Source organism: Amycolatopsis thermalba, assembly GCF_023376025.1.
Lineage (GTDB): Bacteria > Actinomycetota > Actinomycetes > Mycobacteriales > Pseudonocardiaceae > Amycolatopsis_E > Amycolatopsis_E thermalba.
Map to the genome: position 1 here is coordinate 6,288,874 of NZ_CP091196.1, position 26,181 is coordinate 6,315,054.

Below are 26,181 nucleotides of genomic sequence, written 5' to 3' on the forward strand. Positions count from 1 at the left end.
CGCATCGCGGTGCGCGAACCGGGCGAGGGCGGCGTGATCCCGCCTCAGGGCAGGTAGTACATCGGGTTCGGCAGCTTCACCGCGCGCTCGGCGTGGCCGCCGTCGAGGTCGCTGTACTGGTCGCCGAGGTTGAGCACGATCGTCGCCCCGGTCGACTCGATGTGCGCCCGCGTGCCGGACTTGTACTGCACGGTGGTGCAGGTCAGCCCGCACGGCAGGTAGTCCGGCGCGCTGGTCTCCGGCTTGAAGAACGCCGCGGCCGGGGCCGGGTAGCCCTCGTTGGCGAGGTTCTTCAGCGACGCCGGGCCCTGGTGCTCCTTGCGCCCGGTCAGGAAGTAGACCCGCACGCCGTGCTGCGCGGCCCAGTTCGCCAGCTCCAGCGTCGGCCGGATCGCCGCGAACGCGCCGTCGTCGATCGCCTTCTCCTGCTCGACCGGGTCGAAGCCGAAGTCGTTGTCGGCCTCCCAGCCGTAGGTGACCTCGGAGGTGTCGTCGATGTCGAGCACGATCGCCGGGTTGCGCACGCCCTGCTGCAGGCGGATCGCGAGGTAGCGCTGGGCCTGGTCGACCTGGCGGCGGACGTCGGCGGCCCACCGGCTGTCGCCGGACTCGTGGTGCTTGCCGGCGGCGTCGACCCAGTTGCCGTAGTACTCCTGCACGTCCAGCTTGACCTGGCCGAGGTTGTCCGGTTCGTGGTTGCCACCCGAGGTCGCGAGCGCGGTGCTGCCCCGGCAACGGTCGCGCCGATCGCGGCCGCGGCGGCCAACTTGACCAAACCGGACATTTTTTCACGCAGCATGAATCCTCCTCGTGAACGATGCACGAGACGGGAACCTACCCGGGGATGCGCTCCGCGCGACAGAGGAAGAAGTGGGGTGTGCGGCCGATGCGCGTGAGCACCACCGTGGCCTCCTGGTCGCCCGCGAGCTTGAGCCGCTTGCGTAGCGCGTCCGGGTCGACGTCCAGTCCGCGGACCAGGATCTCCAGCCGTCCGACCGCACGGGCGCGCAGCAGCGTGCGCAGGGATTTCTCCTGGTAGGGACCGTGTTCGCGGACGCGGAACGCCCGCACGCCCGGCGGCGGCACGTCGCCGGTCAGGTAGGCGATGCGCTCGTCGAGCTGCCACAACCCGTGCCGGGCCGCGTAGTGCTTCACCAGCCCGGCCCGCACGACCGCGCCGTCCGGGTCGATGATCCACTCGCCGGGCGCGGCGGCCCCGGCGTCCGACGGGTCCCGGTCGGTGATCGTCCATTGTGTACCGTCCGAGCGCAGCACGGTCGCTCGCCGCGAGGCGGTGGCCAGGCCCGCGCTCCACACGCACGCCTCCCGCACCTGGCCGTCGAGCGACACCAGCTCGATCTCCGCCGCCCAGGGCACCGCCGCCGGATCCAGGCCGGGCGCGCACTTCACGGCCAGGTCCCGGCCCGCGTAGACCGCCGCGAGCTCGTCCAGCGGCGGCGCGAAGTCGGCAGGCCGCCAGGTCCGGCGCCCGGACGAATCGCGGCGGGCCGGATCGGCGACGATCACCGCGTCCCGGCTGACCGGCCGCAACGCGTCGGCCCGGACCAGCGGCACCCCCGGGCAGTTGTGCCGCGCCATCGCCAGCCGCACCGGGTCCAGGTCGGAACCAACACACCTGTGCGCGACCCGGGCCAGCTCGGCCAGGTCGGCGCCGATCGAGCAGGTCACGTCGTGCACATCGCGCCCGGCCAGCCGCTCGGCGCGGTGCCGGGCCACCGCGGGCACGCTCGCCTGCTGCAGCGCGTCACCGGTGTAGAGCCAGGACGGGTCGAGCTTGCCCCTGCGCCGCAGCAGCACCGTCTCCAGCACCGCGGCGAACCGCTCGCCCACCAGCTTGCGCACGGCGGCCACGTCCGCGACCCGGTCGGTCAGCGGCAACGCGTCACACGAGGCCAACGCACGTGCGCCTTCCTCCGAGCGGAGGAAGGCGACGTCGTCGAGGGTGAACGCGTAGGGCACTTACGGTTTGGTGCCGGTGATCATCACGTTGTAGAACAGCTCGCGCGGCAGGACCTTGGACAGCACCTTCTTGTCCAGCGCGGACAGCCGCAGCCACAGGTGGTAGGCGAACATCCGCCACCGCACGGTCAGCTTCTCCTGCGGCACCGCCGCCTCGAACGTGCGGATCGGCCACCCGGCCAGCGCCGCGGAGAACTCCTCGGTGACCGCACGGACGTCGACCGCCCCGGCGCCCAGCGCCATGCGCTCCAGCTCCGACGGGTCGAACGTGTGGATGTCGACCACGGCCTCCAGCGCCGCCGCGCGCGAGGACTCGTCCAGCTCCTCCTGCGGGCGCCGCCAGCCGCTCAGCGCGGGCACCTTGGTGACGTTGGTGGTCAGCCACCAGGTCAGCTGGCCCAGCTTGCGCGCGTAGAAGTTGCCGATCTTCGTCGGCTCACCGGCGAAGACGAACCGGCCGCCCGGCTTGAGCACCCGCAGCACCTCGCGCAGCGCGCCCGGCACGTCCGGGATGTGGTGCAGCACCGCGTGCCCGACCACCAGGTCGAAGCTGTCGTCCGGGTACGGGATGCGCTCGGCGTCGGCGACCCGGCCGTCCACATCCAGGCCCAGGTTGCGGGCGTTGCGCAGCGCGACCTCCACCATGCCCGGCGAGAGGTCGGTGACGAACCCCTTCTTGATCACACCGCCCTGCATCAGGTTGAGCAGGAAGAAGCCGGTGCCGCTGCCCAGCTCCATCGCGGTCGGGTAGGGCTGGCCCTCCTCACCGGCGACGGCGTTGAACACGTCGGTGGCGTAGGAAATGCAGCGCTCGTCGTAGGAGATCGACCACTTCTCGTCGTAGGTGCCGGCCTCCCAGTCGTGGTAGAGGATGTTGGCCAGCTTGGGGTCCGAGTACGCCGCCTGGACCTCTTCCTCGGTCGCGTGCGGGTTCGGCGCGGGGTCCGTGGTCACGTCACTTCCCTTCGAAGGTGGCCTTGCCGGGGCCGTTCTCCACGAAGGAGGTCATACCCGCGGTCTGGTCCTCGGTCGCCCACAGCGCCGTGAACAGCTGCGTCTCCAGCTTCAACGCGCTGGCCAGGTCCATGTCCAGACCGCCGTCGATCGCGGCCTTGGCCTGCGCCAGCGCGACCGCCGGGCCGTTGACGAACTGCCCGGCCCACTTCTGCGCCGCCGAATAGACGTCGTCCGGGGCGACCAGCTGGTCCACGATGCCCAGCGACAGCGCCTCCTCGGCCTTGGCGAAGCGGCCGGTGAACACCAGGTCCTTGGCCTTGCTCGGGCCGATCAGCCGGGACAGCCGCTGCGTGCCGCCCGCGCCGGGGATGATGCCGAGCAGGATCTCCGGCTGGCCGACCTTCACGTTGTCGCCGGCGATCCGGTAGTCCGCACCCAGGGCCAGCTCGAGCCCGCCGCCCAGGGCGTACCCGGTGATCGCGGCGACGACCGGCTTCGGAATCGCGGCGACCGCGGCCACCGTGTTCTGCAGCTTCGCGCCGAAGGACCGCATCTCGACGTAGGAGCGGGTGACCATCTCCTTGACGTCGGCGCCGCCGCAGAAGGTCTTCTCCCCGCCGTAAAGGATCACCGCGCGCACGTCGGACCGCTCGGCCGCCTCCTGCGCGGCCACCGCGAGCTCGGCCGTGACCTGGCCGTTGATCGCGTTGACCGGGGGCCGCTCCAGCCGGATCGTGCCGATCCCGCCGTCCACCTCGAGCCGTACGAACTCGCCCACGCTGGCCTCCTCCTTGATCGTGCCTACCGGCTGGTAGGGGTGACCTTACCGGCGACGCGCGAAGAAGCGGTCACCCGAGCGTTCGAGGACGAGGTCCTGGTCGAACGTCTTGGACAGGTTCTCGGCGGTGAGCACGTCGTCGATCAGGCCCGCTACCACTGCCCGGCCTTCGCGCAGCAGCAGCGCGTGGGTGAAGCCTGGCGGAATTTCCTCGACGTGGTGTGTGACGAGCACCATGGCCGGCGCGTCCGGGTCGAGCGCCAGCTCGGACAGCCGGGCCACCAGGTCCTCGCGGCCGCCCAGGTCGAGGCCCGCGGCGGGCTCGTCGAGCAGCAGCAGCTCGGGGTCGGTCATCAGGGCGCGGGCGATGAGGGTGCGCTTGCGCTCGCCCTCGGACAGGGTGCCGTAGTCGCGCCCGGCCAGGTGCCGGATGCCCATGACGCCCAGCAGCTCCTCGGCGCGGCCGGTGTCCATCGTGTCGTACTGCTCGCGCCAGCGGCCGATCACCGCGTAGCCGGCGCTGACCACGACATCGCTGACCTTCTCGTCGCCCGGCACGCGCGAGGCGATCGCCGCGGAGGTGAACCCGATGCGCGGGCGCAGGTCGAAGATGTTGGTGCGGCCGATCTGCTCGCCCAGCAGGTGGACCGATCCGGTGGTCGGGTGCAGCTCGGCGGCCGCGAGCCGGAGCAGGGTGGTTTTGCCGGCGCCGTTGGGACCCAGCACCACCCAGCGCTCGTCCAGCTCCACCGTCCAGTCGAGGCCGGCCAGGAGGTCGTTGGTCCCGCGGCGGACCCCCACCCCGGCCATCCGCACCACGAGATCGTCAAGGTCGTTCGGCTCGCTCACGGGCCCATTGTGGCCGCCGGGCGCCGCCGGAGTCCCGCCGCCCCCGTACCACTTGGTGAGACGTCACAGCGGGTAGCCGGATCCCGTGGCACGATGCGCTTCGTGAGCACCTCCCGGTACCCGCGGCGCCGCTTCTGGCGCAATCGTGCCGTGGACCTGGTGCTGGTCGCGTCGTGCGGGTGTAGCCCGACGCGGCATGGTCGCTGAGCCGTGCCGCGTCCTGCCGTGCCCCATGATCGCGACCAACCCCTGGAGTTTCCGTGACCTCCGTCCTGCGTTCGTCCGAGATCCACCCCCGTCTGATCGGCAGCGCGCTCGAGGATCTGCTGCACCCCGAGCGGCTGTTGTGGACGCCGACCCAGCTCGCCGGCCTGACCCGCACCGTCACGCTCGAACTCGGCGACGAGATCAGCCGGTTCCTGCACTTCGACGCCGACCAGCGGTGGTGGGCGCGGCTCGCCCTGACCGAGGGCATCGAGCTGTGGGTGCTGACCTGGCTGCCCGGGCAGGGCACCAAGCCGCACGACCACGGCGGCGCGGCCGGCTCGTTCACCGTGCTGCGCGGCGAGCTGTCCGAGGAGTACCGCTACCCGGGCGGACCAGTCCGGCAGCGCACGCACGTCGCGGGCGACGGAATCGGATTCGGTGCCGGGCGGGCGCACCAGGTGACTGGCGCGGGCGCGGCGCCGTCGGCGAGCATCCACGCGTACTCGCCGCCGCTCGTGCCGACGCGCGAGTACGCCAGTCTGGCCGACGTGCCCGCCGAGATCCCGCCGCTGCCCGGCATCGTGGCCTGATGGACGTCGAGGAGATGCTGGCCTCGGCCCGGTCCACGCTGGAGCGGGCCGAGCCGGCCGACGCGTGGCGGCTGCAGGCCGAGGGCGGGCTGATCGTGGACATCCGGCCGCTCGGCTACCGCGAGGCGGAGGGCGAGATCCCGGGCGCGGTGCCGGTGGAGCGGATCCACCTGGAGTGGCGCCTCGCCCCGGCCAGCGACCACCGGCTGCCCGGCGTGCACCCGGACCTGCCGGTGGTCGTGGTCTGCAACGAGGGCTACGCGTCCAGCCTGGCGGCTGCTGACCTGCGCCGGCTCGGGTTGACCCGGGCGACGGACCTCGTGGGCGGGTTCCGGGCCTGGCGGGCGGCCGGGTTGCCGGTGCAGCCGGGCGGCACGCCCGCGGTGCCCTGAGCCGCCGGGGGGACTTGGTGGGGCCGGGCGACGGAGCTGGCGGCGGGCTCCGCGCCTGGCGCGGCTGTCGGGGGCAAGCCCACGGGCCACTAGGCCGCGGGGCGGAACCTTGGGTTGAGCCGAGTGACGGACCTGGTCGGGGGATTCCGCGCCTGCCGCGCGGCGGGATTGCCGGTGCAGCCGGCGGCATACCCGCGATGCCCTAGACCCCGGGGGGAACTTGGTTGGGCCAGGCGACGGACCCGGCGGCGAGCTCCCCGCCTGGCGCGGCGCGGCTGCCGAGCGGCACGCCCGCGGTCCACTAGGCCGCGCCGGCTCGGGTTGAGCCGGGCGACCGACCTCGTGGGCGGGTTCCGGGCCTGGCGGGCGGCCGGGTTGCCGGTGCAGCCGGGCGGCACGCCCGCGGTGCCCTGACGGGGTGCCGGGTCGCCGTGCATCGGAGCGCGCGGCGGCATGCCCGCGTTCCCCGGCGCGGTGCGGGCGTGCCGATCACCTGGGCCGGCACGCCCGCGCTCCTAACCCGCCGGGAGGAACTTGGCTCGATCCGGGCGACGGACCTGGTCGGCGGGTTCCGCGCCTGGCGTGCCGCGGGGCTGCTGCCGGTACAGCCGGGCGGCACGCCGGCGGTACCCTAACCCGCCGGGACCCACTTCACCGCGTCTGCCCTGGCGGTCGCGGCTCCCGCCGTCAGTGTGACCGCGCTCGACGTGCCCGCCGGGAAGTCCCACGTGCCGAGCTTGAGCCAGCCGCCACTCGTGTAATCCGCGGTGACCGTGCTCGTCACCCCGTTGTGGACCACCGCCACGCGCGCCGCCGGGTCGTTGCCGGACGACGGGACCCGGTAGATCCAGACGTCATAACTTCCCCCGGCGCGCAGGTTCGGCCGCCAGGTCGCCGTCGAACCGGGGGTCTGGCTGTAGCGCGAGCCGTTGCCCACCGTGAAGCCGGGCAGCGAGCTGTCCTGCCACGTGCCGGTCTCCGAGTAGCCGTAGCCGGCGGGCGTGTCGTTGTCGACGTAGTACTCGCGCTGGTAGTACCGGACGTAGTCGAACTGCGCGGTCGCCGGCAGCTTGCTCTCGTCGACCGTCTCGTAGGCGATCGAGGTCAGCCAGACGTTCACGTAGTCGTGCGTGTCCAGACTCGGCGGGTAGGTCGCCGTGTTCGTCAGCACGCCGTCCACGTAGAACGCCACGCGACTTTCGGTCCAGTCGAAACCGTAGGTGTGCCACCCGGCCGACGTGTCGAACCCCGGACTGGTCCACTTGCGACCGACGTCGGTCTTCGTGCCGTCCGGCTTCCACGCGTTGACGCCCTGGCTGATGCTGCCGGGCGCACTGGAGTTGATCTCGAACTGGTCGATCTCGGTGCGCCGGTCGGGGTTGAACGTGGTGCTCCCGTCACCGGCCATCGCCCAGAACGACGTGTGCCAGCCGGAACCGACGGGGGTCTTCGCCCGCGTCTCGTAGTAGCCGTAGCGGAAGGACTGCTTGCTCACCACCCCGCCCGCGGTGTAGGCGTAGCTGCCGACCTGCTCCTTGCGCAGGTTCAGCGTCAGCACCCCGCCGCCCTCGGTGACGTTCGCCGGCAGCTGCGCGCTCTTCACCTTCTGGTCGGTCCGGTAGTTCCACTTGGCGGTGTCCACAGTGGAGTCGTTGAACTCGTCGGCGAACACCAGCGTGTAGCCGGGCCCGGCGGGGGTGGTGACCGGCCCGGCCGCGGTGGCGGCCGGAGCGGTCACCACGGCGGCCGCGACGAGCACGGCGGAGATCAGGGCATACCTCGGCATTGCGGGTCCTCCTTGACCGATGGGGAACTTCAGGCCACGACGCGCGCCTTGGGGCCGGCCGTCTCCCGCACCACGCGCAGCACCGTGACCAGCGTGATCGCGGCCGTGAGCATCACGTAGAACGCCGGGGAGAGCCGGTAGCCGCTGGCCGAGATCAGCCACGTGGCGATGTAGGGAGCCGTGCCGCCGAACAGCGACACCGCGATGTTGTACGGGATCGCGATCGCGCCGGAGCGGATGCGGGGCGGGAACAGTTCGGCCATCGTCGCCGACACCGCGCCGTCGTAGGCCGCGATCAGCAGGCCCAGCACCACCATGCCGAGCACGGCCAGGAACGTGTTGCCCAGCGACATCAGCAGCAGCGACGGCCAGGTCAGCACGATGAACCCGGCGGTGCCGGCGATCAGCAGCGGACGACGGCCGATCCGGTCGGACAACGCACCGGCGAACGGCACCGCGACGGCGACCACGGCCAGGCACACCGTCGAGGCGATGAACGACTGCACCTTCGTGAAGTGCAGTGTCGTCTGCAGGTAGCTCGGCATGAACGTCTGCAGCGTCCAGTGCGCCACACCCTTGATCACGACCAGCCCGGCCAGCACCAGCATCGCCTTGCCGCCGGTGCGGAAGGTCTCCCGCACCGGGCTCTCGGTGACCTCGCCCTTGGCCTCCAGCTCGCGGAACTCCGGCGTGTCCTGCAGCTTGAGCCGCAGGTAGAGACCGGCCAGGCCGAGCGGGAGCGCGAGCAGGAACGGCAGCCGCCACGCCCACGAGGTCATCGTGGCGTCCCCGAACGACGCGGTCAGCAGCAGCGCCAGTCCCGAGCCGAACACGAACGCGGCGAAGCCGAAGGTGTCGGCGAAGCTGGAGAAGAACCCGCGCCGGTGCTTCGGCGCGTACTCGTACAGCACCGTCACTGCGCTGGAGGTCTCACCGCCCGCGGCGAAACCCTGCACCAGGCGGGCGACCACCAGCAGCAGTGGCGCGAGCGCGCCGACCGCGTGGTAGGTGGGCAGCACGCCGATCGCGAACGTGGCCAGCGACGTGGTGAGCACGACGATCGCGAGCACCCGCTGCCGCCCGATCCGGTCGGCGAGCGGCCCGAAGAACAACCCGCCCAGCGGCCGGATCACGAACCCGGCTGCGAAAACCGCGAACGTCGACAGCAACGCCGCGGCCGGGTCACCGGCGGCGAAGAAGTTCGCGGCGATGACGGTCGACAGGGTGCCGTAAATACCCATGTCGAACCATTCCACGAAATGTCCCGCGCCCGCGGCGAGCAGCACTTTCCGGCGGGGCACCGGGTCGGCGCTCACGGTTTCGGGCACAGCGACCTGTTCAGACATGACGACCTCGTTGTCCGTGTCGGAGTGGGGATCAGCGCGGTTCCGCTTCCGCGATCATGCGGGAGACGGGGAATTCGACGGTGAAGCCGAGGAGTTCGCGGGCCTTCGCGTTGGACGTCGTGTAGTGCACGGCGGGACCGGGTAGGCGAACGTCCACATAGTTCAGTCCGGCTCGGTGCGCCAGCTCCGGGACCAGCCAGTCGAAATCGACCGAATCGTCCGCACCGAGCCCGATGACCTCGCCGTCCAGGCCCGGCGTTTCGACGGCGGCGACGACACCGCTCGCCAGGTCACGAGTGTCCAGGATGCCCATCCGGAACGGCGTGCCGTCCTCGCCCCGCGACAGCACCAGCTTGGTCGTGCCGTCGTCGTGCGGTTCCAGGGCGGCGACCGCGGCCGCGTTGCCGAACGCCCGCTGCTGTTCGATCTTGCGGTGCAGGAAGAACCGCGGGCCGGAGAAGAAGCTGTCCGGGTCGAGCAGCTCGGCCGCGTCCTGGAAGTGGGAGAACCGCAGCACCACGGCTTCCAGCCCGCGCGTGCGGCGGTAGAAGTCCACAGTGTCCTCGGCGAGCTTCTTGGTCAGCCCGTACGCGCTCGTCGGCGCGCGCGGGTGGTCCTCGTCGAGCGGCTGGTAGACCGGGTTGCCCTCGGGGTAGACCTCGCCGGTGCTGGCGAGCACGAGCTTCGCGCCCGCCAGAGCCGCCGCTTCGGCCACGTTCGCGGTGCCGAGCACGTTGGTCTCGAACAGCGCGGCGTCGTCGGTGCGCTGCCAGGACATCCGGGCGGCCAGGTGCACGACGACATCGGTGTCCGCGCACGCGGCGATCAGACCGTCCCGATCGGACAGTGGCAGGCTCACGGGCGGCGCGACGTCGATGGGCACCACGGTGTGGCCGCGCTCCGCGAGCCGTCCGGTCAGCGTGCGGCCGAGGCGTCCCGCGGCGCCGGTGACCGCGATCCTCATCGGACCTCCCGCACCGGCGTGTGCGCCGGGCCGAGGTAGCCCAGGCCGATGCTCACGCTGTCGGCCGCCTCCACGATGGTGCGGCCCAGGTCGGCCTCCCGCTCGTCGAGCGCGATCGCGGACAGCGCCCCGGACAGCGAGATCGCGGCGACGACCGCGCCGGTGTGGTCCCGCACCGGCGCGGCGATGCACGCGCGGCCCAGTGCCAGCTCCTCGATCTCGGTCGAGTAACCGCGGCCGGTCACGCGGGCCAGGTCGGCGTCCAGTGCCTCGAACGTCGTGATGGTGTGCCCGGTGAAGCCCTGCAGCGGCTCCGGGCCCAGCAGGTCCCGGCGCTGTTCCGGCGACAGGCCGAGCAGCAGGCTCTTGCCCATCGCGGTGGCGTGCAGCGGGTTGCGTTGCCCCATCAGCGAAAACGACTTCTGCGCCAGCTGACCTTCGACGTTGAGCAGGTAGAACAGCTCGGCGCCGCGCCGCACGGCCACGTTCGCCCCGAGCCCCAGTTCCCAGGCCAGCCGCTGCGCGACCGGACGCGCCTGCCGGTAGATGGGGTCGTTGTTGAGCGCGATGCCGGCCATCGTCAGCACCGCCGGGCCGAGCTCGTAGAGCTGGCTCACCGGATCGCGGCGCACCAGCTCGACCGACTCCAGCGTCGCGAGCAGCCGGGACGTGGTGGAGATGCCGAGCCCGACCTCGGCCGCCACGTCGGACACCCGCAGCGCGGGCCGGCCCAAGGTGAAGGCGTTCAGCACGGCCGAGGCCCGCTCCACGCTCTGATTGCCACCGCTTTCGGAAACCATGACACGAAGTATGCGGAGACTTTGCACATTACGCAAGTCCCATGCAAAGATTGGTAACCATGCGCATAGCCGAGGTGAGCACGTACGTCGTAAAGCTGTCCGGGCCGCAGGCCTACCTGGGCAAACTGGAGGACGGCAGTGAGCTGAGCGAGGACCGCGGCTACGTCGTGCGGGAGCCGTGGCGCAGCCTCTACTCCGGCCGGTTCGAGACGATGCTCGTCCGCGTCACCGCCGAGGACGGCACCACCGGCTGGGGTGAGGCGCTCGCGCCGGTCGCGCCCGAGGTGCCGGCCGCGATCGTCGACCGGATGCTCGCCGGGTGGCTCACCGGCCACGAGATCACCGGCGTCCGCCCGCTCTGGCTCGGCCTGCGGGACCTGATGCGCGAGCGCGGACACCTGGTCGGGCACCAGGCTGACGCGCTGGCCGCCGTCGACATCGCCCTGTGGGACCTCTACGGCAAGCTGACCGGCCTGCCGGTGGCCGACCTGCTCGGCGGCGCGGTCCGCACGCACGTCCCGGCCTACGTCTCCGGCCTGCTCCGCCCGACCGACGCCGAGCGCGCCGCACTGGCCGCCGAGTGGGCCGGGAAGGGCGCGACGCTGGTCAAGCTCGCGCTCGGCAAGGGCATCGAGGCCGATCTGGCGACCTTCGACGCGGTCGCGCAAGCCGCGCCGTCGATGCGGATCGCGGTGGACGCGCACTGGGCGTACCGGATCGGCGAAGCCGCCGAGCTGGGCCAGGAGCTGGACCGGCGCAAGGCGTTGTTCTTCGAGGCCCCGCTGGTGCCCGAGGACGTCGACGGGCACGCCGAGCTGGCCGCCCGGATCCGGACGCCGGTCGCGGTCGGCGAGGCGATGCGCAACCGGTACGAGTTCGCCGACTGGCTCGGCCGCCGGGCCCTGCGCCTGGCACAGCCGGACGTGGCCCGCACCGGCATCACCGAGGCGATGTCGATCGCGGAACTCGCGTCGGCCCACCACGTGCCGGTCGCGTGCCACCACTCCGTGGGGCTCGGGATCGCCCTGGCGGCCGGGATCCACGTCTCGGCGGCCAGTGCGGACACCCCGTTCTTCGAGTACCAGCCGGACACGATCCCGGTCGCGCAGAGCATCCTGCGCAGCCCGCTGACCGCCGGGCCGGCCGGGTTCGCCGTGCCCACCGGCCCCGGCCTGGGCATCGACGTGGACGCCGAGAAGATCACCGAACTCGCGAAGGAGAACTGACCCGTGCCGGACACACCCACCGGTCTCATCCCCATCCTGGCCACCCCGTTCACCGCTCGCGGCGAACTCGATCTGCCGTCGCTGCGGTCGCTGGTGGAGTTCCAGCTGTCCTGCGGGGTCGACGGGCTCGCCGTGTTCGGCATGGCCAGCGAGGGGTTCGCGCTCACCGCGGCCGAGCGGGCGGTCATCCTGCGCGAGGTGCGGGCGATGACTTCGCTGCCGGTCATCGCGGGGGTCAACGGCACCAGCACGGTGACGGCGCTGGAACAGGTCCGGGCCGCGGGCGACGGCGGGGCGGACCAGGTGATGGTGCTGCCGCCGTTCCTCGCCAAGCCGTCGCCGGCGCAGGTCGTCGAGTTCTTCACCGAGGTCGCCGCGGCCGGGGTGCCGGTGATGATCCAGGACGCGCCCGGGGTCACCGGTGTGGCGATCGACGTGGCGACGGTGGCTGCGCTCACCGGCGTCCCCGGCATCACCTCGATCAAGGTGGAGGCGCCGCCGACGCCGTCCAAAGTGGCCGCGGTGCGCGAGCGCACCGGATTGACCGTCCTGGGTGGACAGAACGCGCAGGCGCTGATCGAGGAGTACGACAACGGCGCGGTCGGCACCATGCCGGCGTGCGAGTTCGCCGATCCGCTGCGGTCCGTTCTGGACGATCTGGCGAGCGGGCGGCGGGCCGAGGCGCGGGCGGCGTTCACCCGGCTGCTGCCGTTGATCCACCTCGGCGTCCGGCCGGGGCAGGCGTGGGCCGTGCACAAGGAGGTCCTGCGGCGGCGCGGGGTCATCGAGTCGGCCGCAGTGCGGTTGCCGGCGCGGCCGCTGGAGCCGGGCACGGAGAAGGCGCTGACCGAGATCCTGGACGAGCTGGCGCTGCCGGCGTGGCGCGGATGAGGGGCGTGCTGGTCGTCGGCGGCGGCTCGGACATCGGGCGGGCGATCGCCGCGGCGTTCCCGGACGACCACGTGGCCGGGGCCGGGCTGGAGCCGGTCTCGGACCCGGCGTTCGACTCGTTCGTGGTCGCCGACTGCGCGACCCCGGCGGGTGCGGAGGCCGCGGTGGCGGCGCTGGAGCGGCTGGACGTGCTGGTGCTGGCGGCGGCGGCACAACCGGTGGCGGCCGCCGCGGAGGCGACCGACGAGCAGTGGCGCTCGGCGATCGCGAACACCCTGGACGCGGCCTTCTACCCGGCGCGGGCGGCGCTGCGGGTGATGCCGGCCGGGGGCAGCATCGTGGCGGTGACCTCGGTGAACGGCTTCCTCGCCGCGCCCGGCCTCCCCGGCTACGCGGCGGCGAAAGCCGGGGTGGACGGGCTGGTGCGGCAGCTGGCGCTGGAGTACGGGCCGCGCGGGATCCGGGTCAACGCGGTCGCGCCGGGGATGATCGGCTCGGCGGACCTGCCCGCCGTCGCGGAGGGCTACCCGCTGCGCCGCACGGGCGAGCCGCGGGAGGTCGCCGACGCGGTGGCGTTCCTGGCGTCGGCGCGGGCGTCGTTCGTCACCGGCGCGGTGCTCCCGGTCGACGGCGGGTTGTCGATCGCCTCGCCGGCCGCGTTCCTGCGCCCGGACCTGCGCGCCCGGTTCCTCTGAGTGCGGATCTCGCCCGCGCGAACGTTCAACTCGCGCCCCGGAACGTGGAACTCGCGCCCCGGAACGTGGAACTCGCGCGCGCGAACGTTCAACTCGCGCCTGTCGCGAGTCCTGCGCTCCCGCGCGCGAGTCCTGCGCTCGCGCACGCGAGTTCTGCGGTCAGGCCAGTACCACCTTGCCCAGCTCGGCCGGGGTCGCCAGGAGGTCGTGCCTCGGGAGGATCCGCACGGTGTACCCGAGCGAGCCCGCCCGGGGCAGGCGCAGCGTCGCGGTGTACTCGCCCTCCTGGGAGGGCTGCATCGGCACCGTCATGGGCTCCGCCAGCTCATCCGTGTCGCCGACGCGGCCGACCACCGTCTGGACCTCCACTTCGGACGGTGCCAGCCCGGCCAGGTCCACCTTCGCCCGGACGCGGACCTCGTCGCCGACCACCAGGCGTTCCTGCGCCTCCACGGTCAGCTCGGTGTCCAGCACCCGCACCTGCCGCCACACCGCGTCGGCCCGGCGCCGGTACTCCGCCAGCGACCGGGCGCCGGCGTAGCCGTCCGCGGCCGCCGCCGCGCTGGTCACCGCCGCCGGGTGGTAGGCCGTCTCCACGTACTCGCGCACCATCCGCGACGCCTGCACCCGCGGCCCCAGCACGTCCAGCGTGTGCCACACCATCGACATCCACCCGCGCGGCACGCCCGCGGAGTCCCGCTCGTAGAACAGCGGCGCCACCTGCTGCCCCAGCAGGTCGTACAACGCGGCCGACTCCAGCTCGTCCCGGCGCAGCGGGTCGGTGATCCCGTCCGCGGTCGGGATGGCCCAGCCGTTGCTGCCGTCGTAGCACTCGTCCCACCAACCGTCCTTGATGGACAGGTTGAGCCCGCCGTTGAGCGCCGACTTCATGCCCGACGTGCCACACGCCTCCAGCGGCCGCGTCGGGTTGTTCAGCCACACGTCGCAACCGCGGTAGAGGTAGCGCGCCATCGACATGTCGTAGTCGGGCAGGAACACCATTCGTCGACGGATCGCAGTGTCATCAGTGAACCGCACGACCTGCTGGATCAGCGCCTTGCCGCCCTCGTCGGCGGGGTGCGACTTGCCCGCGACCACGATCTGCATCGGCCGCTCGTCGTCGAGCAGCAGCGCCCGCAGCCGTTCCGGATCGCGCAGCATCAACGTCAGCCGCTTGTACGTCGGCACGCGGCGGGCGAACCCGACGGTCAGCACGTCCGGGTCGAACACCTGGTTCACCCAGCCCAGCTCCAGAGCCGAGGCCCCGCGCTGGAGCCACGCGTTGCGCACCCGCCGCCGCACCTCGAGCACCAGCTTCTGCCGCAGGTCCCGCCGCAGCGCCCACAGTTCCTCGTCGGACACGCCCATCTGGCTGGGCAGCTTGCCCGATTCACCACTGCGCCCCCACACGCTGTTGTCACTGTGTTTGCCGTCGAGCAGCGCGGTCAGCTCCCGCGCCACCCACGTCGGGCCGTGCACGCCGTTGGTGACCGACGAGATCGGCACCTCGGCGTCGTCGAACCCGGGCCACAGCCGCGCGAACATCCGCCGCGACACCCGCCCGTGCAGCTGGGACACGCCGTTGGACCGCTGCGCCAGGCGCAGGCCCATGTGCGCCATGTTGAACATGCCCGGGTTGTCCTCGGCGCCGAGCGCGAGGATCCGCGGCAGCTCCAGCCCGGGCAGCAGGCGGCCGTCGCCGAAGTAGTGCTGCACCAGGTCCACCGGGAACCGGTCGATGCCCGCCGGCACCGGGGTGTGCGTGGTGAACACCGTGCCCGCGCGCACCGCGGACAGGGCCTCGTCGAACGCGAGCCCGTGCTCGCCGATCACCTCGCGGGCCCGCTCCAGGCCGAGGAACCCGGCGTGCCCCTCGTTGGTGTGGAACACCTCCGGCTGCGGGTGGCCGGTCAGCTCGCAGTAGCGCCGCACCGCGCGCATGCCGCCGATGCCGGCCAGGATCTCCTGGCGGATGCGGTGGTCGGCGTCGCCGCCGTAGAGCCGGTCGGTGACGCGGCGCAGGTCCTCGTCGTTGGCCTCCACGTCGGTGTCCAGCAACAGCAACGGCACCCGCCCGACCTGCGCCTGCCACACCTGCGCGTACAGGTCGCGCCCGCGGGGCATCGCGACGTGCACCAGCACCGGTTCGGAGTCCTCGCCGGTCAGCAGTTCCAGTGGCAGCGCGCTCGGCTCGATCACCGGGTAGTGCTCGACCTGCCAGCCGTCCAGCGACAGCGACTGCCGGAAGTACCCCGACCGGTACAGCGGGCCGACGCCGATCAGCGGCACGCCCAGGTCGGAGGCGGCCTTGAGGTGGTCACCGGCGAGCACGCCGAGGCCGCCCGAGTAGTTCGGCAGCGCCTCGTGCACGCCGAACTCCATCGAGAAGTACGCGATCGCATCCGGCGACTGCTCCCCCTGCGGGCGCTGCTGGTACCACCGGTCCTCAGTGAGGTAGCGCTCCAGGTCCTCGCTCATCGCGCGGACGCGGGTGAGGAAGTCCTCGTCCCCGGCCAGCTCCTCCAGCCGCGCCGGCGGCACCGCGGTGAGCATCCGGAGCGGGTCCCGCACGCGCCGGAACAGGTCGTCGTCCATGGACGCGAACAGGTCGCGGGTCGGCGGGTGCCACGTCCAGCGCAGGTTGGTGGCCAGCGCGCGCAACCCGGCCAGCGGCTCGGGCAGGCTCGCGCGGACGGTGAACCGGCGGATTGCTCTCATGGGGATCGACGATATCGGTAAGGTGCGCTGCGACAAGCGTGACGAACATCGAGGGGGCCGGGGTGCGGCGATCGCTGGTGGCGCTGACCGGGGTGGTGGCGCTGGGGCTGGCCGGTTGCAGCGACGGGAAGAGCGCCTCGGTGTCCGAGGGTGACGTCGCCGGGCTGCCGATCACGCACTTCCAGAGCGGGCTCAAGCCGACCGCGCCCGAGCCGGACCTCGAAGTGACCAACGTCAGCAGCACCGAGGCGGACCGGGTGGCCGTCGCCACCATCGCCGACGTCGAGGACTACTGGGCCGACACCCTCCCGGCGAGCTTCGACATGCCGTTCGAACCGGTGAAGTCGCTGCTGTCCTACGACTCCGAGGGCGAGAACCAGGAGAACGGCTGCGGCGACACCAAGGGCAACGCGAACGCCTTCTACTGCAGCATGGACGACTCGGTGGCGTGGGACCGCGGCGTGCTGCTGCCCACGATGATGGACCAGTTCGGGCCGCTGTCGGTGGTCACCGTGCTGGCCCACGAGTTCGGCCACGCGGTGCAGTACCGGCTCGGCGACAAGGCAGGCATCAGCCGGAACACGCCCACGATCGTGAAGGAGCAGCAGGCCGACTGCTTCGCCGGCGCCTACTACCGCTGGGTCGCCGAGGGCAAGAGCAAGTACTTCGCGGTGTCCACCTCCGACGGGCTGAACTCCGCGCTGTCGTCGCTGTTCCTGGTGCGGGACAGCGCGGGCACCGCGGCGACCGACCGGTCCGCGCACGGCACCGGGTTCGACCGGACCTACGCCTTCCAGATCGGCTTCGAGCAGGGGCCCCGGGAGTGCGCGGGCATGACGCTGGACAACATCCAGCCGCGCCTGACCGAGCGGCCCTTCGACACCGGTGACCGGGACGGCGACATCGAGGTCGACCAGGACGCGATCGACCTGCTGGAGGACAGCCTCGACGCGGCCTTCGCCGGTGCCAAGGTGCAGGCGCCGGAGATCGTCGACGGCGGCGCGTCCTGCCCCGACGGCACGTCCACCCCGCCCGCGACGTACTGCACGAGCGACCACACGGTGCGGATCGACCTGCCCGCGCTGGCCGAGCTGGGGCAGCCGGTGGACCAGGAGGGCGAGTTCACCGGGTCCAGCAGCGGCGGGCATGGCGACTTCGCCGCGTTCTCCGAGGTCGCGTCCCGGTACGCGATGGGCATCCAGAAGGGTGTCGGCGCGTCGCTGGACAACGCCAACGCCGGGCTGCGCACCGCGTGCCTGGTCGGGGCGTGGGCCGCGGTGGCCGCGCAGGAGGGTCAGCAGATGCGGCTGTCGGCGGGCGACCTGGACGAGGCGATCTCGGACCTGCTGCGACCGGATTCGCTGGTCGCGGCCGACGTCGAGGGCAAGCCGGCGGCCAGCGGGTTCAACCGCGTCGAGGCCATGCGCACCGGGTACCTGCAGGGCTCGGGGCCGTGCAGCACCCAATACGGCTGAGCCGTCAGCCGATGAAGTCGCCGGTGGCCTTGCGCACCTTGGTGAGCAGCTCGGACAGCTGCTCGGTCTGCTTCGCGGTGAGGCCGACGAGCCCGAAGTCGATCGCGGTGACCGCCTTCGTCGCCTCCTCCAGCCGGGCGTGACCGTCGTCGGTGATCTCCACCAGCGTGGTGCGCCGGTCGGTCGGGTGCGGCACCCGCTTGACCAGGCCGTCCTTCTCCAGCCGGTCCACGATGTTGGTCACGCTGGTCGGGTGCAGCTGGAGCCGCTCGCCCATCACCCGCATCGGCAGCGCCCCGCGGCGGGCGAACGACAGCAGCACGAGCGCCTCGTAACGGGCGAAGGTCAGGCCGTGGGGCTTGAGCGCGCCGTCGACGGCCGACTGGACGATCTGCTGCACGCGCATCACGCCGGTGACCGCCGCCATCGTCGCGGACGGCCCGATCCGGTCCTCCCACAGCTGCGCGGCGCGGGCGATCGGGTCGAAAGGCAGCGGGCGGTTCATGGCAGGGAAGCTACCAGCGGGTTCTTGACCGAGGGGGCAGGGTAGTGCGCAAAGTGTCGCAAGCGTGAGGAGAGCCGATGATCGTCGCGTTCAGCGTGAGCCCGTCCGGCGGTGACCCGGACGGCGGGGTCAGCGAAGCGGTCGCCAGGGCGGTGAAGGTCGTCCGCGATTCGGGCCTGCCGAACTCCACCAACGCGATGTTCACCAACGTCGAGGGGTCCTGGGACGAGGTCATGGACGTGGTGAAGCGGGCGGTGGAGGCGGCCGGTGAGGGGGCGGCCCGGGTGTCGCTGGTGCTGAAGGCCGACATCCGGCCGGGCTTCGACAGCGGTCAGCTGGAGGCGAAAGTGGAGCGGCTGGAGGAGCACCTCCGGTGAACCGCCGGACAGTACATGCCAGGATGGAAGCGTGACAAATCCACGCGCATCAGCAGCGAAGTCAGCCGCCATGTCCGCCGCGCTGTCCGGCGCGGTGGATCTGTCCGCGCTCAAAGCCAGGGCCGAGGCCCAGCGCAACGCCCCGCCGCCGTCGAGTGGCGCCCCGGCCGGGGGTGGCGGCGCCGGTGCCGCGGTCATCGACGTCACCGAGGCCACGTTCCAGGCCGAGGTGGTCGAGCGGTCGCTGCAGCAGCTCGTCGTGGTGGACCTGTGGGCCGAGTGGTGCGGGCCGTGCAAGCAGCTGAGCCCGGTGCTGGAGCGGCTGGCCGAGCAGTCCGGCGGCGCCTGGGTGCTGGCGAAGGTCGACGTGGACGCCAACCCGCGGATCGCGCAGGTCTTCGGGGTCCAGTCGATCCCGACGGTGGTGGCGATCGCCGGTGGGCAGCCGGTCAACGCGTTCTCCGGCGCGCTGCCCGAGAACGAGATCCGGCAGTGGCTGGACCAGCTGCTGGAGGCGCTGAAGGGCAAGCTGCCGGGCATCCCGCCGTCGGGCGCCGGTGGCGCCGAGGAGGCCGAGGACCCGCGCTTCACCGAGGCCGAGGCCGCGTTCGAGCGCGGTGACTTCGCCGCCGCCGAGGCCGCCTACCAGCGGATCCTGGACACCGAGCCGGCCAACGAGCTGGCCAAGGCCGGTCTGGCGCAGGTGCGGTTCGCCGCCCGCGCCGCCGAGGCCGACCCGGCGGCGGTCGCCCGCGCCGACGCCTCCCCGGACGACCTGGAGGCCCAGTTCGCCGCGGCCGACTACGAGGTGGCGACGGGCAAGGTCGAGGACGGGTTCGCCCGGCTCATCGAGGCGGTGCGCCGCACCGCGGGCCCGGACCGCAACCGCGTGCGCGAGCACCTGGTGAGCCTGTTCGAGCTGTTCGACCCGGCGGACGAGCGCGTCGCGGCGGCACGCCGGAACCTCGCGTCGGCCCTGTTCTGAGACGAGGCGGGCTCCCCGCGCCGCGGGGAGCCCGCCTGACGACAGCACGAAGCGCCGCCGTCACATGTCGTGGCGGCGGCGCTTTCGCGTGGGAGATCAGGCGGAGACGGTGTCCCGCACGATGAGGCCGGTGCCGCCGTAGGTGAGGCGCTCCGGGCCGTCCAGCTTGCCCGTGCGCAGCGCCCACGTCTCGAACCACCAGGTGAACAGCGGCGGGATGCTGGCGAGCAGCGCGGTGATCACCACGCGCGGGCGCCAGCCCAGCGGCTTGAACACGGCCAGCGTGACGATCAGGTACACGACGAAGACGACGCCGTGGACCATGCCGAGCACCGGCACGCCGCCCTCGTTCGGGGCGTCGACGACGTACTTCAGGAACATCCCGATCAGCAAACCCGCCCAGGACAGCGCCTCGGCGACGGCGGCCACGCGGAACACGAGAGCGGCCTTGCTGGTCACTGCTTTCCTCCTTGTGAGAAGCACATGAGAAAACGTCCGACTCCGGTTACGTCAACCACGCTGTCGGACGCTTCGGTACCCAGTGTGAGGCGTGATGGTCCTCACTGGAACTCCGGGGGTCGTGATCATCATCACGAGCGGCCGTCCACAGAGGATTCCGGTAGCCACACCGTCACGTGGAGTCCGCCGGACGGCCGGGCTTCCAGCGTCACGCGTCCGCCGTGGGCGGTGGCGACGGCGTGCACGATCGACAACCCGAGCCCCGCGCCGGATTCGCCGCGCACGCGCGCGCCCGCGCCGCGGACGAACGGTTCCAGCAGCCGCTGCGCATCGTCCGGCGCCACGCTCCCGGTGTTCGAGACGCACAACACAACCTGCCCGTCGGCGCTGCCGGTGGTCACCTCGATCCGGCCGCCGGGGTGGTTGTAGCGGACGGCGTTGTCGACGAGGTTGCCCACCAGTCGTTCCAGCAGCACGGGTTCGCCGTCGGTGAGCGCGGGCGCCAGCTCGGACCGCACGTGCAGCGAGTGGGCGGCCGCCGCGCCGTCGAGCGCGGCGGCCGCCAGAGCGGCCAGGTCCACCCGCTGGCGCGAGTTCGAACCGGTCTGGCTGCGTGCCAGCACCAGGAGGCCGTCGAGGGTGCGCCGGCTGTGCTCGACCGCGGTGGCGATGTCGCCGGTCATCGCCAGCAGCTCGGCCCGGCTGGGGTCGCCGTCGAGTGTGACGTCGATCGCGGTGCGGACGGTGGTCAGCGGGGTGCGCAGCTCGTGCGCGGCGTTCGCGGTGAACATGCGCTGGCTGTGCAGCACCCGGTCGCGCTCGGCGATGCCCTGCTGGATGCGGTCGAGCATCCCGTTGATCGTGGTGGCCAGGCCGGCCAGCTCGTCCGCGGGCGCGGAGACCGGGACGCGCTCGGCGAGGTTCTCCGCGGACAGGCGCCGCGCGGTCGCCGAGATGGCGCGGATCGGGCGCAGCACCCGGCCCGCCACCAGCCAGCCGAGCACCGCGGCCAGCAGGACCACCACGGTGAGCGCGATCGCGGCCTGGCCGAGGAACTCGGACAGCGCCACGTCCCGCACCTGGTCGGCGGTTCCGGTGAGGTCGGGCGGGGCCGGCGTGGGATCGTCGGGCGTGCGGATGATGAGCAGCGAGATCCGCCGCTCCAGCTTCGAGCGCAGCAGCAGGTAGGTCAGCGCGGTCAGCACGACACCGGCAGCCAGGACCAGCCCGGTGTAGAGGAGCGTGAGGCGGCCGCGAGCGCTCAGGTGCACCGGCTGATCCGGTAGCCGGCGCCGGTCACGGTCTCGACGACCGGCGGGTCGCCGAGCTTGCGGCGCAACGTGCCCACGGTGATACGGACGGCGTTGGTGAACGGGTCGGCGTGCTCGTCCCACACCTTGTCCAGCAGCGTCTCCGCGCTCACCACGTCCCCGCCCGCGGCCAGGAGCTGTTCGAGCACGCCGAACTCCTTGGGCGTGAGGTGCAGCAGCAGGCCGTCGCGTTCGGCGGTGCGGCGCGCGGGGTCGAGGACCACGCCGGCGGCCCGCAGCACCGGCGGGCGGGCCGGGGTGCTGCGCCGGGCCAGCGCCTGGACGCGGGCGACCAGCTCGGCGAAGGCGAACGGCTTGCCCAGGTAGTCGTCGGCGCCGAGGCCGAGCCCGTCGACGCGGTCGGCGACCGAGCCGGAGGCGGTGAGCATCAGGATCCGCGCCGTGCCGTCCTGGGCCAGGCGGCGGCACACGGTGTCGCCGTGCACCACCGGCAGGTCGCGGTCCAGCACGACCACGTCGTAGGGCGTGACCGCGCACTTCTCCAGGGCGGCGGCGCCGTCCGCGGCGACGTCCACCGCGAAGCCGTGCCGGCGCAGGCCGGCGACGAGGTACTTGACCAGGGCCGCCTCGTCCTCGACCACCAGAACCCGCACCCGGCCATCTTGGCCGCGGGTGGATATGGATCGCGTATGGCTCGGGCATCGGCTGATCATCGGGTCCGCTCGGTAGGTGTTGCGGCATGACTCTCCGCCGACGCGATTTCCTGTGGCAGGCCGGTCTGGCCGCCGCGACCGTCCCCCTGATGACCTCCGGGCTCGCGAGCGCCGCCAGCGCCGATCCGGACCAGCTGTTCCGGGCCGGGTCGTTCGACGCCGCCGACCGCGGCTACGCCAAGCTGCTCCGCAAGGACCCCGCGAACGCCAGGGCGGCGGCCCAGCGCGGCTACATCGCCTTGCTGCACAACCGTTTCCCGGACGCCGAGCAGTTCCTCTCCCGCGCGCTGGAACTGAATCCCGGCGACGCCGACACCACCCGGAAGCTGGTGGAGTGCTTCGTGCGGCAGGACCGGCACGACCGCGCCGTGCCGCTGCTGGGTGGCTCACCGTTCGGCAAGCTCTACACGCAGCTGGCCGGCAAGCCGTGGGAAGTCCGCGGCGCGCAGGCGGTCCGGCTCCCGTTCCAGGACCTCGATCCGCTGCCGACGATCGACGCCTCGGTCAACGGCGGCGAGCCGCGCCGGTTCGTGCTCGACACCTACGGCACCCTCGACCTGGACCAGGCGGTCGCCGACGAGCTGGGTCTGCGCTCGGTCGCCACGGTGTCCGGTTTCGCCGGCGGCCAGCCGGTCACCCTCCACCTCGGCATCCTGGAGTCGATCCGCTTCGGCGATCTGGAGATCCGCAACATCCCTATGCAGTGGTCGAACCAGCGCAAGCCGCCGCGGCCGGACGGCACGACACCCGCGGGCGTGATCGGCACGACGGTCTTCTACCACCTGCTGACCACGATGGACTACGCAGGCCGCGCCCTGGTGCTGCGCCGGAAGGACACGGCGTTCCGGCCCCGGGGCGAGCGGCTGCCGCTGTGGCTGGCCGGTGACCACTACCCGTGCTCGATGGGCAGCCTGAACGACTACGGGCCGAAGATCGTCACGCTGGACACCGGCGGCATCGCCCACGGCCTGGACACCACGGTCGAGATCGCCGAGCGCGCGGGCATCGCGGTGGACCACGCCAACCCCGGCGAGCTCAACGGCAGGCCGGTCTACCCGATCGTCGCCGAGCGGGTCTCGATGGGCCGGGCCGTCGCCCACGACGTGCGCGGATCGGCGAGCGACGGTCCCGTCATGGGCACGCCCGGCCCCGGGCAGTCGGCGATGTTCGGGTTCGACATCGTCGCCAACTTCACCCACGAGTTCTTCAAGCCCTTCGCGCTCACCTTCGACTACACCGGCATGAACTGCTACCTGGAGCGGTGACCCCGGCCGGGCGGCGGTTGACACACCGCCGCCCGGTGGTGTGAAATCCACCCGCTATGACAACGTTGTCGCCGGGTCCGGGGAAGGCGTCGCGGCGCGCCACGATGAACGACGTCGCCCGGCTGGCCGGGGTGAGCATCAAGACGGTCTCCCGGGTGGTCAACGACGAGCCGGCGGTGCACCCGGAGACCGCCGAACGCGTGCTGGCCGCCATCGACGAGCTCGGGTTCCGGCGCAACCTCGGCGCCCGCAACCTGCGGCGCGGCTCGACCACCGGCACCATCGGCCTGGTCGTCGAGGACGTGGGCAACCCGTTCTACTCCGAACTCACCCGCGCGGCCGAGAAGGTCGCCACCGCCTTCGGCAGGCACGTGCTGTCCGGCTCGTCGGAGGAGGACTCCGACCGCGAACGCGAACTGACCCTCGAATTCTGCTCCCGCCGGGTCGACGGGCTGCTCATCGTCCCGGCCGGCACCCAGCACGGCTACCTGCTGCCGGAGATGCGCGCGGGCACGCCGGTGGTGTTCGTGGACCGCCCGGCCGGGGACATCGCCGCCGACACCGTGCTGGTCGACAACCTGGGCGGCACCGTCGAGGCGGTCGCCCACCTGGCCCGGCACGGGCACCGCCGCATCGCCTTCGTCGGCGACCGGCCGGACATCTACACCGCCGCCGAGCGCCTGCGCGGCTACCGCGAGGGGTGCGCCCGCGCCGGGCTGCGCTTCGACGAGCGCCTGGCGATCCTGCGCCCGCCCACCCGGCAGAGCGTCGCCGACGCGGTGGCCCGCCTGCTCGCCGATCCCGATCCGGCCACCGCGATCATCGCCGGCAACAACCGCGTCACCGTCCACCTGCTGCGGGCGCTGGCCCACGTCACGCCGCGCCCGGCCGTCGTCGGTTTCGACGACTTCGAACTGGCCGACCTGCTCGACCCGCCGGTGACCGTCGTCGCGCACGACGTGAGCCGTCTCGGGTCGGCGGCGGCCGAGCTGTTGTTCGCCCGCATCAACGGCGATGCCTCCGCACCGAGAAAGGTTGTCCTGCCCGTGCACCTCGTTCCCCGCGGCTCCGGTGAGGTGGCCCCGTGACCGCCCCGATCAAGCTCCCGGCCAACCAGCCGGCCCAGTTCTACCGCGGCGGCGCGGCCATCGCCGAACTCCGCGGAGCATCCACTCAGGACTCGGCGTTCGGTCCCGAAGACTGGGTCGCCTCGACCACGACCCGCTTCGGCCAGGAGGAGGCCGGGCTGACCCGGCTGCCCGACGGCCGCTGGCTGCGGGACGCCGTCCGCGACGACCCGAAGTCCTGGCTCGGCGCCGAGCACGTGGCCGCGTTCCACGACTCCACCGCGCTGCTGGTCAAGCTGCTCGACGCGGGCCAGCGGCTGCCGGTGCACTTCCACCCCACCGACGCCTTCGCGCGCGAGCACTTCGACTCGCACTTCGGCAAGACCGAGGCCTGGATCGTGGTCGGCACCAGCGGCGACGACCCGCGCGTCCACCCCGGCTTCCGGGACACCGTCAGCCCGGCCACGGTCGGCGAATGGGTGCGCGAGCAGGACACCGACGCGATGCTCAGCGCGCTGAACAGCGTCCCGGTCCGCCCCGGCGACACGGTCTACATCCCGGCCGGTCTGCCGCACGCGATCGGCGCGGGCGTGTTCGTCGTCGAACTCCAGCAGCCGACCGACTTCTCGCTGACCATCGAGTGGCGGAACTTCCTGGACGACCCGGACCAGGGGCACCTCGGCCTCGGGTTCGACACCGCGCTGCGGGCCCTGGACACCTCCGGCTGGGACGACGACCGGCTGGCGAGCATCGTCAAGCACACCGCGGACGAGCCCGGGTCCACTGTGGACCTGCTGGCCGCCGGGTCGGCGGAGTTCTTCCGCGCCGACCAGCTGCGCCCGTCCCCCGCCCTCGCGCTCGACCCGTCGTTCGCCGTGCTGGTGGCGCTCGACGGCCGGGGCACGCTGCGCACCGAGCACGGCGGGGAGATCGCCGTGGCGAAGGGCGAGACGCTGGTGGTGCCGCACGCCGCCGGGCAGCTCGAACTGGCCGGCGACCTGACCGTCATCCGCTGTCGTCCCCCGGCGCCCGGAGCGCGCTGATGAGCGACACCGTCCTGCTGGACGCGCGGAACCTGGTCAAGCACTACGGCTCGGTGGAGGCCCTGCGCGGCGCCTCCTTCCAGGCCCGCGCGGGTGAGGTGACCGCACTGATCGGGGACAACGGCGCGGGGAAGTCCACCCTCGTCAAGTGCCTGTCCGGTGCGGAGCAGCCGACCTCCGGCGAGATCCGGCTGGACGGCAGGACGGTGTCGCTCGACTCACCGGTGACCGCGCGGCGGCTGGGCATCGAGACGGTGTACCAGGACCTCGCGGTCGCCCCGGAACTCGATCCGGCGGCGAACCTGTTCCTCGGCCGGGAAATCCGCCGGAAAGGCATCCTCGGCCGGCTCGGCATGCTCGACAAGGCCGAGATGCGGCGGCGCGCGGTCGAGGAGTTCCAGCGGCTCGGGGTGACGTTGCAGAGCACCGACGTGCCGATCGGCTCGCTGTCCGGCGGGCAGCGGCAGAGCGTCGCGGTGGCGCGGTCGGTGGTGTGGGCGTCGAAGGTCGTGTTCATGGACGAGCCGACCGCCGCGCTCGGCGTGGTGCAGCGCGAACGGGTGCTGGACGTGATCCGGCGGGTCCGCGACGAGGGCATCGCGGTGGTGCTGATCAGCCACAACATGCCCGAGGTGCTGTCGGTGGCCGACCGGGTGGAGGTGCTGCGGCTGGGCACGCGCGTGGCCCGGTTCGTGGCGGCCGAGACCAAGCTCGAGGACCTGGTGGCGGCGATGACCGGCGCACTGACCCACGAGGAGGCGGCATGAGGACTGCTTGCAGGTCCGAATCATCGAACACCACGCTCGCCGACGCAGAAACACCGCCGCGGCTTGCCGCGTCCG

25 protein-coding genes and 2 pseudogenes are annotated in these 26,181 nt (G+C 72.3%); 13 read left to right on the top strand and 14 right to left on the bottom strand.

Annotation, left to right across the window (positions count from 1 at the left end):
• Positions 1–44: 44 nt before the first annotated feature.
• From L1857_RS30435 to L1857_RS30455, 5 genes and pseudogenes are all read right to left on the bottom strand, one after another.
• Positions 45–784, bottom strand: a pseudogene (locus L1857_RS30435) (HAD family acid phosphatase).
• A 50-nt stretch (positions 785–834) separates the two neighbouring features.
• Positions 835–1,980: a class I SAM-dependent methyltransferase gene (locus L1857_RS30440; protein WP_094006188.1), complete on the bottom strand. Its 1,146-nt coding sequence runs from the start codon at positions 1,978–1,980 to the stop codon at positions 835–837.
• Positions 1,981–2,934: a class I SAM-dependent methyltransferase gene (locus L1857_RS30445; protein ID WP_094006187.1), complete on the bottom strand. Its 954-nt coding sequence runs from the start codon at positions 2,932–2,934 to the stop codon at positions 1,981–1,983.
• 1 nt (position 2,935) lies between these two features.
• Complete coding sequence (locus L1857_RS30450) at positions 2,936–3,715, bottom strand: enoyl-CoA hydratase/isomerase family protein (RefSeq protein ID WP_094006186.1); 780 nt, start codon at positions 3,713–3,715, stop codon at positions 2,936–2,938.
• A 45-nt stretch (positions 3,716–3,760) separates the two neighbouring features.
• Entirely contained in the window at positions 3,761–4,525 is a 765-nt protein-coding gene (locus L1857_RS30455) for an ABC transporter ATP-binding protein (protein ID WP_249467515.1), read from the bottom strand.
• 299 nt (positions 4,526–4,824) lie between these two features.
• Between L1857_RS30455 and L1857_RS30460 the strand changes: the two genes are divergently transcribed.
• From L1857_RS30460 to L1857_RS30470, 3 genes and pseudogenes are all read left to right on the top strand, one after another.
• Complete coding sequence (locus L1857_RS30460; RefSeq protein WP_094006184.1) at positions 4,825–5,361, top strand: cysteine dioxygenase; 537 nt, start codon at positions 4,825–4,827, stop codon at positions 5,359–5,361.
• Positions 5,361–5,753, top strand: a complete 393-nt coding sequence (locus tag L1857_RS30465; protein ID WP_116111257.1) for a rhodanese-like domain-containing protein — start codon at positions 5,361–5,363, stop codon at positions 5,751–5,753. The genes L1857_RS30460 and L1857_RS30465 overlap by 1 nt, the downstream gene beginning before the upstream one ends.
• A 309-nt stretch (positions 5,754–6,062) precedes the next feature.
• A pseudogene (locus L1857_RS30470) lies at positions 6,063–6,167 on the top strand (rhodanese-like domain-containing protein); the annotation flags it as partial.
• Between the two features lie 217 nt (positions 6,168–6,384).
• Here the strand turns inward: L1857_RS30470 and L1857_RS30480 are convergent.
• The 4 genes from L1857_RS30480 to L1857_RS30495 are packed head-to-tail and all read right to left on the bottom strand — an operon-like array spanning position 6,385 to position 10,649.
• Positions 6,385–7,539, bottom strand: coding sequence for a glycoside hydrolase family 16 protein (locus tag L1857_RS30480; protein WP_116111256.1), 1,155 nt, complete (start codon positions 7,537–7,539; stop codon positions 6,385–6,387).
• A gap of 29 nt (positions 7,540–7,568) precedes the next feature.
• On the bottom strand, positions 7,569–8,885 hold the full coding sequence (locus L1857_RS30485) for an MFS transporter (protein ID WP_094006181.1): 1,317 nt from the start codon (positions 8,883–8,885) through the stop codon (positions 7,569–7,571).
• 31 nt (positions 8,886–8,916) lie between these two features.
• Positions 8,917–9,849, bottom strand: coding sequence for an NAD-dependent epimerase/dehydratase family protein (locus L1857_RS30490; RefSeq protein ID WP_116111254.1), 933 nt, complete (start codon positions 9,847–9,849; stop codon positions 8,917–8,919).
• A complete protein-coding gene (locus tag L1857_RS30495; RefSeq protein ID WP_094006179.1) occupies positions 9,846–10,649 on the bottom strand; it encodes an IclR family transcriptional regulator in 804 nt (267 codons plus the stop codon). The genes L1857_RS30490 and L1857_RS30495 overlap by 4 nt, the downstream gene beginning before the upstream one ends.
• Before the next feature lie 59 nt (positions 10,650–10,708).
• On the opposite strand from L1857_RS30495, the gene L1857_RS30500 reads away from it, so the two are divergent.
• The 3 genes from L1857_RS30500 to L1857_RS30510 are packed head-to-tail and all read left to right on the top strand — an operon-like array spanning position 10,709 to position 13,461.
• The gene (locus L1857_RS30500) at positions 10,709–11,875 is read left to right on the top strand and encodes a mandelate racemase/muconate lactonizing enzyme family protein (protein ID WP_116111253.1); all 1,167 of its coding nucleotides are present in this window, start codon (positions 10,709–10,711) and stop codon (positions 11,873–11,875) included.
• 3 nt (positions 11,876–11,878) lie between these two features.
• The gene (locus tag L1857_RS30505) at positions 11,879–12,766 is read left to right on the top strand and encodes a dihydrodipicolinate synthase family protein (RefSeq protein WP_116111252.1); all 888 of its coding nucleotides are present in this window, start codon (positions 11,879–11,881) and stop codon (positions 12,764–12,766) included.
• Positions 12,763–13,461 carry an SDR family NAD(P)-dependent oxidoreductase gene (locus L1857_RS30510; RefSeq protein ID WP_233157315.1) on the top strand — a complete coding sequence of 233 codons (699 nt, stop codon included), beginning with the start codon at positions 12,763–12,765 and terminating at the stop codon, positions 13,459–13,461. The genes L1857_RS30505 and L1857_RS30510 overlap by 4 nt, the downstream gene beginning before the upstream one ends.
• A gap of 159 nt (positions 13,462–13,620) precedes the next feature.
• Here L1857_RS30510 and glgP read toward each other — a convergent pair whose 3' ends face one another.
• On the bottom strand, positions 13,621–16,179 hold the full coding sequence (glgP, locus tag L1857_RS30515; protein ID WP_249467040.1) for an alpha-glucan family phosphorylase: 2,559 nt from the start codon (positions 16,177–16,179) through the stop codon (positions 13,621–13,623).
• A 38-nt stretch (positions 16,180–16,217) separates the two neighbouring features.
• Here glgP and L1857_RS30520 point away from each other — a divergent pair, with 38 nt between their 5' ends.
• Positions 16,218–17,654 (top strand): neutral zinc metallopeptidase, encoded by a 1,437-nt coding sequence (locus tag L1857_RS30520; protein WP_249467041.1) that lies wholly within the window; start codon positions 16,218–16,220, stop codon positions 17,652–17,654.
• Between the two features lie 4 nt (positions 17,655–17,658).
• On the opposite strand, the gene L1857_RS30525 is transcribed toward L1857_RS30520, so the two are convergent.
• Positions 17,659–18,159 carry a MarR family winged helix-turn-helix transcriptional regulator gene (locus tag L1857_RS30525; RefSeq protein WP_094006173.1) on the bottom strand — a complete coding sequence of 167 codons (501 nt, stop codon included), beginning with the start codon at positions 18,157–18,159 and terminating at the stop codon, positions 17,659–17,661.
• Positions 18,160–18,236: 77 nt separating this feature from the next.
• Between L1857_RS30525 and L1857_RS30530 the strand changes: the two genes are divergently transcribed.
• Together L1857_RS30530 and trxA are read left to right on the top strand one after the other, a co-directional pair.
• Positions 18,237–18,536 carry a thiamine-binding protein gene (locus L1857_RS30530; protein ID WP_020420187.1) on the top strand — a complete coding sequence of 100 codons (300 nt, stop codon included), beginning with the start codon at positions 18,237–18,239 and terminating at the stop codon, positions 18,534–18,536.
• A gap of 70 nt (positions 18,537–18,606) precedes the next feature.
• On the top strand, positions 18,607–19,521 hold the full coding sequence (gene trxA / locus L1857_RS30535) for a thioredoxin (RefSeq protein WP_198958260.1): 915 nt from the start codon (positions 18,607–18,609) through the stop codon (positions 19,519–19,521).
• A gap of 96 nt (positions 19,522–19,617) precedes the next feature.
• Here trxA and L1857_RS30540 read toward each other — a convergent pair whose 3' ends face one another.
• The 3 genes from L1857_RS30540 to L1857_RS30550 form a co-directional block, all read right to left on the bottom strand.
• Positions 19,618–19,980 carry a DUF3817 domain-containing protein gene (locus L1857_RS30540; RefSeq protein ID WP_094006171.1) on the bottom strand — a complete coding sequence of 121 codons (363 nt, stop codon included), beginning with the start codon at positions 19,978–19,980 and terminating at the stop codon, positions 19,618–19,620.
• Between the two features lie 131 nt (positions 19,981–20,111).
• Positions 20,112–21,251, bottom strand: a complete 1,140-nt coding sequence (locus L1857_RS30545; RefSeq protein ID WP_233157314.1) for a sensor histidine kinase — start codon at positions 21,249–21,251, stop codon at positions 20,112–20,114.
• Complete coding sequence (locus tag L1857_RS30550; RefSeq protein ID WP_094006170.1) at positions 21,242–21,904, bottom strand: response regulator transcription factor; 663 nt, start codon at positions 21,902–21,904, stop codon at positions 21,242–21,244. The genes L1857_RS30545 and L1857_RS30550 overlap by 10 nt, the downstream gene beginning before the upstream one ends.
• Before the next feature lie 86 nt (positions 21,905–21,990).
• Between L1857_RS30550 and L1857_RS30555 the strand changes: the two genes are divergently transcribed.
• From L1857_RS30555 to L1857_RS30570, 4 genes are all read left to right on the top strand, one after another.
• Complete coding sequence (locus L1857_RS30555; protein WP_116111248.1) at positions 21,991–23,229, top strand: retropepsin-like aspartic protease; 1,239 nt, start codon at positions 21,991–21,993, stop codon at positions 23,227–23,229.
• Between the two features lie 104 nt (positions 23,230–23,333).
• Positions 23,334–24,317 (top strand): LacI family DNA-binding transcriptional regulator, encoded by a 984-nt coding sequence (locus L1857_RS30560; RefSeq protein WP_116111247.1) that lies wholly within the window; start codon positions 23,334–23,336, stop codon positions 24,315–24,317.
• Positions 24,314–25,339, top strand: a complete 1,026-nt coding sequence (locus L1857_RS30565) for a class I mannose-6-phosphate isomerase (RefSeq protein ID WP_116111246.1) — start codon at positions 24,314–24,316, stop codon at positions 25,337–25,339. Before L1857_RS30560 ends, L1857_RS30565 begins: the two co-directional genes overlap by 4 nt.
• Positions 25,339–26,106 carry an ATP-binding cassette domain-containing protein gene (locus L1857_RS30570; RefSeq protein WP_094006166.1) on the top strand — a complete coding sequence of 256 codons (768 nt, stop codon included), beginning with the start codon at positions 25,339–25,341 and terminating at the stop codon, positions 26,104–26,106. Before L1857_RS30565 ends, L1857_RS30570 begins: the two co-directional genes overlap by 1 nt.
• Positions 26,107–26,181 lie beyond the last annotated feature (75 nt).